An 11,251-nucleotide genomic window follows, 5' to 3' on the forward strand; every position below is an offset into this window, starting at 1 on the left:
AGCAGGTGAAGGCACGCCACATCCTGCTGAGCTTCGAGAAGGACCCGGTGGAGGTCGACCGGCTCGAGAAGCAGCTGGAGGCGGTGGCGGCCAACGCCGAACGCCAGGGGCTGCGCCGCGCGTCGCAGGGCGTGCAGGGCATCACCTTCCGCGACAGCGTGGAATTGACCTCGGAAACGGCGTTCCTTCCCGGGGTGGGCCCGGCGCAGGAGGCGCTGAACTGGGCGCAGCAGGCGCAGGTGGACATCGCGGCCGGCGACGGCAGCAACGTCAGCGAGGTGCTGGAGTCGCCGCAGGCGCTGTACCTGGTGCAGCTGGACGAGTACTACGGCGCGGGGAAGATGACGCTGGCGCAGGCCACGCCGCGGATTCGCGACCGGCTGATCCGCGACAAGCGGATCGAGGCGGCGATGGGCGCGGCGAACAAGATCCTGGGCCAGGTTCGCGCCGGGCAGAGCCTGGAGCAGGTGGCGCAGGCGAACGGGCTGGCGGTGCAGCGCACGGGGCCGTTCAGCCGGGTGATGGGCAACCCGGTGTTCGGGCAGGCGAACGCGGCGATCGGCGTGGCGTTCGGTACGCCGGTGGGCCAGGTGGGCCCCGTGGCCCGGACCGAGGCCGGCCTGTTCCTGATCCGCCCGTTCGAGCGCACCGAGGCCGACCGCGCGCAGTTCGACGCGCAGAAGGCGGCGCAGCGCCAGCAGTCTGCGCAGGCGATGCAGCAGGAGCTGTTCATGCAGTGGCTGCGCAACGCCCGCGAAAACGCCAAGATCAAGGACAATCGCGAGAAGCTGCTGGGTCAGAGCGCCGCCGCCTGATCGGCTCCGACCCGGTCGGAAGAAGCCCCGCCCCGGAGTTCCGGGGCGGGGCTTTTTGATGGCTGGGCCTCCGGGGGCGAATGAATTCGCTGCAACAAACACGCGAAATCCACCTTCGTGGATTGGCTTGCTTTCGTGCCTCCGTGGGTGTGTGGCGCGCCCCAGGCTTCGATGGGACGGGAGCCTGTCATCCTGAGGCCCAGGCGCACCTGACTCGCCCGCACGCCATCCCCCGCGGGCCGAAGGATCTTGCCTGCGTCACTTCTTGGCTTGGGCGCGGCAGCGGTCACCGCAGCCGAGGCCTCGGCTGCCGTGGGGCCCTCACCCGGCCGCGCTGACGCGCTCGCCACCCTCTCCCACAAACAGCGTGGGAGAGGGGGTACACTTCAGGTGGAGCGCGCGTCCAAAACGGCGGCGTACAACGTTCACCGGGAGGGCGGAGCGGGACCGGATAGAGGTACCCTTTGCCAGCGGCGCGGAGCCAGGAGGTAGCCGGTCACTCCTCCGAACCCTCCGCCCAGCGCGAGTCCGATCCCCACGATGGGCAGCAGCACGACCGGGTCGCCTCCCGCGCGCAAGTACACGGAGCCTCCGTACACGATGCCCGCAATCCCGCCGATGACGGAACCGACAGCGACTCCGCGCCTCCTGTTGTATCCCAGGCTCAACTCGAGGCTCGTGACCTCTCCGAGAGGCAGGCTGGGTACGATCCCACCCTCCATGAAAAAAAGCGTATCGGCCTGGAAGTCCTGCAACCGGAGTTCGACGGTGCTGAAGCCCGCGCCCGGTGCGGAAAGGCGCACGCGCGCTCCGCCCGGCCCTCCGCGCCAGCTCACCGCAGGGTCAACGCGCCGCCAGCGCCGCGGCTCCGATGCGGAGCCCGGCAGTACGGCTACCGCGGCGAAGACGGTTCCCAGGAGCAAGCTCTCCGCCACACTGGCGCCCTGCACTATGCCTGCGACTGCCCCTCCCGCCGCCGTGAGCCCAACCAGGAGACCCGTTTTATTGGAGGATTCGACTTCGAAGCGAGCGACATCTTCCAAGGCAACCTGCGCCAGCCCGAGTTCCGGCGTGATCACTCGCAAGCTATCGCCGCTCCTGGCCAGGACCGATCCGATGTATCCACTGTCAGGCCCGGCGCGCAGGATGAGCCGCATGGAGGAACCGCTCCTGAGCACAGGACCCGAGTCGGGGGTTTGGCCCGCGAGTGGTACGCTTGCGACGAGCAGGAAAATCGACAGGATGCGGAACATGGACGTCCTGAGCTTGCGTGAGCGAGTACGGGTTCGCGCGGTCCTGAGGATAACCGGGTGCCGGGGGCGAATGAATTCGCTGCAACACGAAATCCACCTTCGTGGATTGGCTTGCTTGGGTGCAGCCGCGGGTGTGTGGCACGTCCGAGTTGAGTTGAGCGGCAGCCTGGCATCCTGAGGCCCAAGTGCGCGGCACTCGCCCGCGCTCCATCGCCTGCGTCACTTCTCAGTCAGGGCGTGGCAGCGGCACGGAGGACCGCCAGGCGTGTGTGCCGAGGCTGGGTCCGCGCGCCTCGCGTGGTGTGTGGCGGATCCCTCGGTCGCTGCGGTCTATGGTGTCAGGGCAGGTTCGCCGTGGCCGCTCCGCATCGGGATGACACGGACGCCCGGGCGCACCACACTGGTTCGGAGTGCATCCGCGGCAGGGTAGTCCGCGCAGGCGGACATCGTGTGGTTGTTGCAGCGAATTCATTCGCCCGTGCGCGGCCAGCGCCCACCTTCAGTGCCGCGCGCGCCTGCGGCCCTTGTGACCGCCCTTGCCGCCGCGGCCGCCTCCCCCGCCCTTTCGCTGCCCGGAGCGGCGCGGGCCGCGTCCGCCCTCGTCGCGGCCGCCGCCTCCGCCTCGGCGCCCTCCCCCGCCGCCTCGCGGGCGGTCGCCGTCTTCCGCGTCGCGGGCACGGGCTCGCGTGGCGGGTGAGGTGTCGCGCACCAGCACGCGGGCCTCGTCCAGCGAGGTGGCGCGGATCGCCTCGTGCTTGCCGCGCGTCACCGTCCAGTGCAGCGGGCGGTCGAAGACGGGGAGCTCGTCCTCGTCCGCGTAGCTGAGCGCCTTGGCGGGAATCCGCGCGCGCACCACCGCCTGGCCGTCCTCGAAGGCGTAGTCCAGCGGATACACGCGCTCCGCGATGACGATGGTGCTGGGCAGCGCCATCCACCGCGCGCGCTCCTCCGCCGGCACCAGGTCGTCGGGGTTGATCTGCAGCGGCGTTTCCAGGAACTCGGAGTACGAGTTCACGCCCGCCAGCCGCTGCATCAGGTAGTCCGTCAGCTCCTTTTCGCCGACGGACGCCGTGGAGCCCGCGGAGCGGCGGAAGACCTCGCGCAGCTCGCGAAGCGCCTCGCGGCTGGCGTTCAGGTCGCGGTGCTGCGCCTGTCCGCTGGCGACCGCCTCGGCCAGCACGCGGCGGCACTGGTCGGCCAGCTCCTCGGGAAAGCGGTCGATCGGCTTCTCGTCGCTGTCCAGCACGAACCCGTGGAACTCGCGGGTGCGGATGGCGCGCAGGGGCGCACGGCGGTGGGCGGGATCGTAGGTGACCTGCGCCTCGCCGGGCTGCGCGTTCTCCCAGATCAGGTCGTACGGAAGCTGGCTGCCCGAGATGCTGCCGCGCGCGCGCCCGAACTTGTCGGCGAAGTAGTTGATCTGCCCCGCCACCACGCCATGGCTGCTGCAGTAGCTGGTCTTGGAGACGTTCACCTCCTCGCCCCAGCTGGTTTCTTCGTCGATCACCAGGTCGAACGGCATCACCCGGGCGAGCAGCGCCTGCCATTCGCGCTCGATCCGCCCGCTCATCTTCGGAAGCGTGCGCGGCAGCGTCAGGTCCAGCCCGCGGAAGATGGACGCGATGGCCAGGGCCGCGTCTTCGATGGAGCGCATCATCACGCCGCGCTCCTCGGCCCACTCTTCCAGCGCCTGCGGATCGAACACGTGGCGCGGCAGGCCGTAGACGGCGCCCAGCGACCCGGTCTGCTCCAGCGCGTCGCGGTAGATGGCGTACGACGTCAGGTGGTCGCTGCCGGGCACCACGTACTGGCCGATGTCGTTGTCCTGCTGGCGCAGCATGCGGTGCAGCGACTCGATGGATGCGCAGACCGCCACGACGGGCACCAGGTGCTCGTCGGCGTTCACCAGCAGCTCGCCCCAGGAGCGGTCTACCGGCAGCACCTCGACGGAGCGGCCGTACGGCGTCAGCCGGCCGTTGGCGATGATGCCGCGGCGTGTCAGCGTTTCCATCGCCCGTCGGTAGGCGATGCGGTCCAGCGGCACGGGCAGGTCCAGCTCGTCGGCGCGGACGCCCATGTCGGCGCAGGTCATCGCCACGCGCTCGGGGTCGCCGGCCAATTGGAAGTGCGGCTCCGTCGGCCGCAGCGCGCCGAAGTCGATCTGCCGGTCCGAGAGGATCCACACCTCACCGCCCGGCACGCGGCCGTGCACGCGACCCGCCATCTGCAGGATCTCGTTGGCGCCCAGCGGCATCCGCGTGAGCACCGTCTTGCCCTTGTTGACGATGGTGGTGAACTGCGCGTCCTCGATGACCACCGTGTCGAGCCCGCGGATGTTCAGCGCGCTCTGCCCCGCGGCCGTCATCGACAGCACGAACGGATGCTCGGCCCCTTCATCTTCCAGGAACGGGCGCAGCTTGGCGACCGGCTCGCCGCCGTGGTAGAACTCGGTGAGCACGTGCCTCCACTTTTCACTCACCTCCTTGGCCACCATCTCCGTTCCCGCGCGCGTGGGGACGAATACCGCCACGCCGCGCTTGTCCTTCACCACGTGGCGCATGAAGCGCTCGCCCAGGAAGGCGACGGGGTTGCTGGTGTTCGACACCCGCACGTCGGCGGCCATCTTGGGATCGAATGCGCTGGACTCGATGACCGCCGCGCTGCCCAGGTACTCGGCGTAGAAGCGGGGATCGACCGTGGCCGAGAGCCAGATAAAGCGGCAGCCGGCGCGCTTGGCCAGCGCCAGGCACAGCTCCAGCTCGGCGCTGGTCTGGTGGATCTCGTCGACGATCACCACGTCGTGCTTGTCGATCATGTCGTCCTGCAGCCACCGCCGCGCGATGCCCGTCGTGACGATCACCACGTTCCAGGTGGGCGTTTCGGGCGTGGCCTCGCGCTCGCGGTTCACCACGCCCACGCGCAGCTCTTCGCCCACGATGGCCTGCGCGATGGGGCGGATCGCCAGCGTCTTGCCCGTCCCCGTCCCCGCCATGATCCCAAAGCCGCGGCCCGAGCGCGCCAGCTCGGCGATCTCGGCCCCGTGCTCGCGCTGCATGATCGTCGTGACGCCCGTAAGCTGCACGCCGAGCTCGATGGTCTCGCACGCCGCCCGCGTGGGCGCGATGACGACGACGCGGCCCTCGGCGGGCCGGCCGGGGTAACGCTCGCTGGGAGGTGTGGTCGGGACCTGGACCATGCGGCTTCGCTTCTGTGTCGGTGTGGCGTGTGGATCGGGATCTCACGGCGGCAAACCGCCGGGCCGCGCTTATCTACGCTGCGGGCGGAAGGGCAGGAAGCAGGCCAAATGCGATTCCAGCCGAAGCGCAACCTCTTACCCGTCTGTCACAAGCGGATGTAGCGGGCGAAGATCGTTTCGGCTCACATCACAGAATACATTAATACGTTGCTCACGGTAGACGGTGTCATTATCTTTCAGCGTTTCTTCGGGTAGTCACTTCAAAGCAGGGAGTGTACCGATGGCGCGATCCGGTAACAATAAGGGTGGTGGTGGGAACGGTCCGTCGCGAGTGCGGTTCATCATGTTAGAGGCCGATCTCGCAGATGGTGATTTTTCGCAGATCACACAAGCGATCACAAACGCTCTACGGCCAACTACCATTGTTCAGCAGCGACTGCTGGGCGTGCCGGTTGGTACTTCGTCCGAGATGTCCGACCTAGAAGAGGAGACGCTAGTCGATGCAGAAATCGACGAAGCTTCTCCACCCGTCGAGATTGGCACGCGTGCGGCGAACAAATCTAGCCCAGCGCGATCCAAGAAGCCCAGAAGTCCTCTAGTGATCGACGTGGATCTGAATTCTCCACTATCGTTCAACGAATTCGCCAACCAAAAGTCTCCCAAGAACGACGCGAAGCGCTATCTGACTGTCGCCGCATGGTTTAAGCTTCACCGCAGTGTGGATGCGATCACCCAAGATCATGTATACACGTGCTTTAGGGCAGTAGGGTGGCAAACCGCAATCGCCGACTTCGATAGTCCTCTGCGTGGGCTCGCGAAGCGCCAGCTCGTAAACCGCGCGGGTAAAGGCGAGTACGCCATAAACCATCTTGGGATTGCGGAAGTAGACAAGCTCGGTAACGGCGATACGGACTAATGCGGCTCACAGACTTTATTGGGACTGTGTCGCGATTTGGAGATCTGACACATACAGAGAAAATCCAGATGCTGGCTTGGTATCTACATACGTTTGGTGGCGTCGAGCGATTCGACGCCGCCAAGCTGCGCGCCTGTTACCAGGAGTTGCACCTTAGCTCGCCTGACTTCAGCACGTATCTTAAGCGAATGAGTGAGCGAAAGGACTTACTTAAAGATTCACGAGGATACCGTCTAGAAGGAAATATTCGGCGACAGCTAGATAGTCGATTCAATGCAAACACGACTGCTGTGGCGGTATCGAAGATACTGTCAGACCTACCCAGCCTCGTTCCCTCCGTTGCTGAGAAGTCCTTCCTGAACGAAGCGCTTGCGTGTTATCGAGTGAGGGCATACCGCGCTTCTATTGTCATGGTTTGGAACCTCGCCTACAGCCACCTCACGACGTGGATCCAAGCGGACTCACAACGGCTCTCAGAATTCAACAGCAAGATCGAGGTGCGGCTTCCGAAGAAAAAAGGGTTTGTAATCCGTACACCGGAAGATTTTGAGGAACTAAAGGAATTTGAGGTGATTGAGATATGCAACACAGCGGGCCTGCTATCGAAGAACGTCATCAAACTCCTTCAAGAAAAGCTCGCTCGAAGGAATGCGGCCGCACATCCGTCATCGGTAGTGCTTACGCAACATCAGGCTGATGATGCAATCTCGGACTTAGTCGCGAACGTGGTGTTGCGCCTTACAATGTAAGTCCGAGCTTTGTTCTGGAACGGCAAACCGAGCGCATCGCCAGCGTAATTGCCGGTCGTGAGTTCTAGATTGTCCCACGATGCGACCCGCCGCAGCGCAATCAAAGCACAGACACACTCGAGCCTATTTGTCCGCTTCCTCATCCTCACTCCGAAGTTGGGGAGGGAGCGAACGCATAGGATGATCGGTTGAGTGGCCACCCGGCTCTGGTGATGAGTGCTCGGACGGTGTGTTGGGTAGGAACGGCCGACCTCTTTGGACCTGAGCATCCTCATGCAGCATTGAGATGATCGTCTCAACGGTTCGAAGCGGAGCGTCATATACATTGGGCGCAAGGGATTTCAAATCTGCCAAAAATCCAAATAGCACAAAAAAACCTGCAATGACAACGCCCCATCTGATCTTCTTCCGTCTCATTTCAGCGTCGAGACGATCGATTGCCTGAAGAAGTTTCTGGCGCTGCTGGTCGTTAGGCACCTCCTCAACCTGTATCCTGAGGATATTGATCAGAACTCCCAACTTATTCTTATCTACTAGATTAGGATCGTAGTTGTCACGAAAATCCGTAAATGGCTCTTCGTATTCCAGAGCATCAAGAGATGCAGCGTAGCGGAGAATCTGCGCAAGGCGTCGTAGAGTGATCTTAATTTCGTAAAGCTCTTTCTTACTCGGATACACCGAGTCATCAGGCATTTTCATCCTTACCGTGTCGAACAACAACTCTATAAATGGTCGGGTAAACCGATCCACAACCTGTACTGGCGGTATTTCATCATCGGCGGCTCCACGCTGCTCCTGCGCCTCTTCCACAACGTTCGCAAGCACCGCAAATCGCCCGCATAGATCCTTCTCCCCCACGAGCGCGCGTACTTGATCGCGAACGGCATCTGGGTAAACTAGCAAACGATCCATCAGCCAAAGATAGACTGCTTCGAACCGGCTGATCAGTGTCGGATTGGCCGAGAGAGCCCCATATCGAGCATGAATTCGCTCAGCTAAAAACTCGAAATAGTCAGCAATAAACCGCAAAGCTTCTTCGTCATGATAGGCTCGCCTGAGCAGCTGTTCTATCATTGATGAAATCTGTTGCTCTTGGATCACCATGGTTTTCGCTGTAAAAAGAGATATTGTCTGCCGGATATCCTACTTGTCGGAGTCGCGTACAAGCTCTCGGCTCAGTGCCAATAACTCAGCGGCGCGCTCTCCAGCTAATCGGGCAAGCACCGGCTCCCAGTCGACGGGCGCTGGTCGATAGTTCCGCGTCGAGGGATCAGCGCGAGTCCGGCGAATGGTGTTCGTCGATACCCCGGTAGCCGCCGCTATCTCGTCGTCTGTAACGGCCCGCTTGAGGCGCTCCATCGCTTCTACGAAATCCATCTACGTTGGGTATTGTCAGAGTTGACAAGCTCAGCTTGGTCAATTACAATGATACCCAAGCAGGGCAATGAACAAGGCTGGCCGCCTCTCCCGCCAAGAAGACACGGCCAGCCTCACACACGGAACGACCCGAGGGCCGCCCGCTCCCCAAAGCTACCCCTGCTGCGCGGCCAGGGTCAAGAGGATAGGAGATCGCCATGCACAACGTCAGGAACGCCGCCGTATCCTCGCCCGCCCTCCAGCCGCGGCGGGAGGCACGCACATGATGCTGACGAGCGATGCTGGGGCCCGCCCCTCGCCCATGCGGCTGCTGGACATGCTGTTGGACCGGTTCGGGCTGTTCGAGGCGCTGGCCTACTCTACGATCAAGCTCAACCGCTGCACGCAGGCGGACGAGCTCGCGATGGACCCGCTGGTCGCCGAAGCGGTCCTGGAGTTTGGGGACGATCTGCGCAGCGCCCGCGCCGCCGCGGACGAGTGGGCCGAGGCCAAGGGCTTGGCCCAACACGGAGAACCGGGGGAGAGTGACGCGGACGCCTGAGAGCGACCAAGGAATCCGGCTAAGGAGCAAGCAGGGGGACGAAATCGAACAGCCGCGGACCAGCAAATTGGCCGCGGCTGTCGTGTTGACACGTGCCCTCGACCGCCCGGTGAGGTGTTGAGCGGGGGTCACGTGCTGGCACACAGGGGCAACAAACAGCACTTTATGGCATTAATAGGTCTGGGGTTTGCAGAAATGGTGGTACAGGTTTCCGTGAATGGGATCAGCTTTGAAAGGAGCAGGCAAATGAGACGTCGGATCAAGAGCGCTGTTGGGGCGGTCATCAGCATGGCAAGCTTCGCCACTGCGCTCCCGGCTGGTCGCAGGTACGTCCGCCGCAACGGCTGGAAGGCGCCGGGCGAGAAACACCGGCGCGAGAGTTCCGCACCATTGACCAGCAGTTCATCCACCTCGCGTCAGTTGTTCCGGGCGGGTTTGGCGGCTTGTTTTGGGACGAGCAGGGCAGGCCGAACGTATACCTCGTGGATACCTCCAAGCGAGCCGGGGCGGTCACCGCCGTCGCGACGTCGTTGCGGGGCCGTTACGTGAGCCTTCGCCGAGGCCAGAACCCGAACTTGGACGACATCCAGATCCTGCAGGGCCAATATGACTTCCCTACTTTGCTCCGCTGGGCGCGCCCTACTTGATCAGGAGGCGGCCCGCATCCCCGGGCTGGTGCTGCTCGACGCGGACGAACGAAGGAACCGCGTGCTTGCCGGCGTAGAGACCGCAGAGGGTGAGCAGCAGGTACGGGCAGCGCTGGGTCGGTTGAACATCCCGGCAGAAGCAGTCATCATCGAGCGCCGGGAGCGTGCCGCCCCGGCCCATGCAGGACTCGGTGTCGGATCCCGGATCGCACCGACAGGACTGGTGCGAACGATCGAAGACTACGCTCCTACCGTTGCGGGCGGGTACCGCATCCGGTGGCGAATCAACGCTTCGTACGTCGACCAGTGCAGTTTGGGGTTCAACGCGTGGCGGTACGATGCGTCTTCTAGTGCGTGGCAGCGCGTATTTACTACTGCTAGTCACTGCAGCAACGTCCGCTTCGGACTCGACAACATGCGGTATCACCAGTGGGATGTTGCGAACAGCGCCCATTATATCGGAAGAGAAATCTACGACCCGCCTGGAGTTCTCGGCACGACGGCAACGACGGATTGCTCGAACAGCAGTATGTGCTGCCCGCAGAACTATCGTTGCCGGCAAGCTGACGCTCTGGTCGCTTTGTGGGAGGCTACGCGCTGGGGCTACGGGCAGATCGCGCGCACGCTGCCCGGTTCACCCAAAACAATCGACGAGGCAAACCCGGCGTACCGGATCGCGGGCGAGATCAACTGGCCATTCACGGGGGAAACGCTGTACAAAGTAGGCACGACGACCGGAACAACCTCGGGGAATGTGACGTTGACGTGCACGTTCTCGTATCCAACCAGTGATAAGAAGCTACTCTGTCAGGACGAGATTCGCTTCGCCCAACCGGGTGACAGCGGGGGGCCGGTCTACGCGCTGCACCCGTCTGCTGCCGGATGGGTGTACCTTTACGGGACGGTTCAGGGCACCATGCTGATGAGTGCCATGAGCAACATCGAGAATGATTTGGGAATCCTCGACACGTACGACTGCGTGTCCGGAAATCCCGATTACCCGAACTGCAAGAGCGCAACGTAGCCGCTGAGGGTAGGCTGTGGCTGGCGGGGTCTGCCCAAGACACAAGCTGCTCCTGGCCGGGGATACGACCGGCCGGGAGCAATTTGGAGTTCAGCGAGTTACCGATTCAGCCGCGCACCCCACCGGTCGTCCGTTCCCACTGGTACCAATGGAACTCGCATCCGGGCCGCGTAGGAACAAAGATCACTTCCGGGGTAGCGCCGGCATTCGCCTCAACGAAGAACACCACTCCGCCGTGGTGCCCGCCCGGCCGGAGTTGCGAGGGGGACACGACGCGCGGGGGGCCGTACTTGGTGTAGACGCGCCGCTCCCAGGTGATCGGTTCATTATTCACGAACCAGGGCTTGGCAGCAGCGTACTCGGTCTGGTTCGCGAACACCTCACGAATAGACGCGCCCTCTACAAGGGTGTCTCCCGTCGAGGGATCCAAGACAGCGTCCAAGACACGGAGGGTACCGTTCTCCACCACACACAGGTTGATCCGCTGCGCACCACCCGCCGCTGGCACCGGAGGCGCAGCCGCAGGCAGTTCGGGCGGAGGACCAGCGGTCCGTCCGGCACAAGCAGCAGCCAGCAAAACGACCCATAGTACGCTGCTCAGTTTCATCTCAACCCTCCAGCCATTTGGTGCATCACGATTGAACGAGGTCACCCAGATCAGAGCGGCAGGAATTTACGTTTAAAGGGAATAGCGGGCCGAGCAGGTTCTGTGCCCCCGTTGTATGGACGAACG

General features: G+C 63.4%; 9 protein-coding genes. 5 read left to right on the plus strand and 4 right to left on the minus strand.

Annotated elements, in window-relative coordinates; all coding sequences use genetic code 11:
* A partial coding sequence (locus VIB55_RS17020) for a hypothetical protein (protein ID WP_331877865.1) occupies positions 1–815 on the plus strand: 815 nt, incomplete at its 5' end.
* 425 nt (positions 816–1,240) lie between these two features.
* Here the strand turns inward: VIB55_RS17020 and VIB55_RS17025 are convergent.
* The gene (locus VIB55_RS17025) at positions 1,241–2,068 is read right to left on the minus strand and encodes a hypothetical protein (RefSeq protein WP_331877866.1); all 828 of its coding nucleotides are present in this window, start codon (positions 2,066–2,068) and stop codon (positions 1,241–1,243) included.
* Between the two features lie 499 nt (positions 2,069–2,567).
* Positions 2,568–5,264, minus strand: a complete 2,697-nt coding sequence (locus VIB55_RS17030; RefSeq protein ID WP_331877867.1) for a hypothetical protein — start codon at positions 5,262–5,264, stop codon at positions 2,568–2,570.
* A gap of 280 nt (positions 5,265–5,544) precedes the next feature.
* Between VIB55_RS17030 and VIB55_RS17035 the strand changes: the two genes are divergently transcribed.
* On the plus strand, positions 5,545–6,180 hold the full coding sequence (locus VIB55_RS17035; RefSeq protein WP_331877868.1) for a hypothetical protein: 636 nt from the start codon (positions 5,545–5,547) through the stop codon (positions 6,178–6,180).
* Entirely contained in the window at positions 6,180–6,929 is a 750-nt protein-coding gene (locus VIB55_RS17040) for a hypothetical protein (RefSeq protein WP_331877869.1), read from the plus strand. The genes VIB55_RS17035 and VIB55_RS17040 overlap by 1 nt, the downstream gene beginning before the upstream one ends.
* 123 nt (positions 6,930–7,052) lie before the next feature.
* Here VIB55_RS17040 and VIB55_RS17045 read toward each other — a convergent pair whose 3' ends face one another.
* On the minus strand, positions 7,053–8,033 hold the full coding sequence (locus tag VIB55_RS17045; RefSeq protein WP_331877870.1) for a hypothetical protein: 981 nt from the start codon (positions 8,031–8,033) through the stop codon (positions 7,053–7,055).
* Between the two features lie 535 nt (positions 8,034–8,568).
* Here VIB55_RS17045 and VIB55_RS17050 point away from each other — a divergent pair.
* Together VIB55_RS17050 and VIB55_RS17055 are read left to right on the plus strand one after the other, a co-directional pair.
* Positions 8,569–8,847 (plus strand): hypothetical protein, encoded by a 279-nt coding sequence (locus tag VIB55_RS17050; RefSeq protein ID WP_331877871.1) that lies wholly within the window; start codon positions 8,569–8,571, stop codon positions 8,845–8,847.
* Positions 8,848–9,522: 675 nt separating this feature from the next.
* Positions 9,523–10,518 carry a hypothetical protein gene (locus VIB55_RS17055; RefSeq protein WP_331877872.1) on the plus strand — a complete coding sequence of 332 codons (996 nt, stop codon included), beginning with the start codon at positions 9,523–9,525 and terminating at the stop codon, positions 10,516–10,518.
* A gap of 106 nt (positions 10,519–10,624) precedes the next feature.
* On the opposite strand, the gene VIB55_RS17060 is transcribed toward VIB55_RS17055, so the two are convergent.
* Positions 10,625–11,125, minus strand: a complete 501-nt coding sequence (locus VIB55_RS17060; protein ID WP_331877873.1) for a hypothetical protein — start codon at positions 11,123–11,125, stop codon at positions 10,625–10,627.
* Positions 11,126–11,251: the final 126 nt, after the last annotated feature.

It is taken from the genome of Longimicrobium sp. (assembly GCF_036554565.1).
In the GTDB taxonomy this organism is placed as follows: domain Bacteria; phylum Gemmatimonadota; class Gemmatimonadetes; order Longimicrobiales; family Longimicrobiaceae; genus Longimicrobium.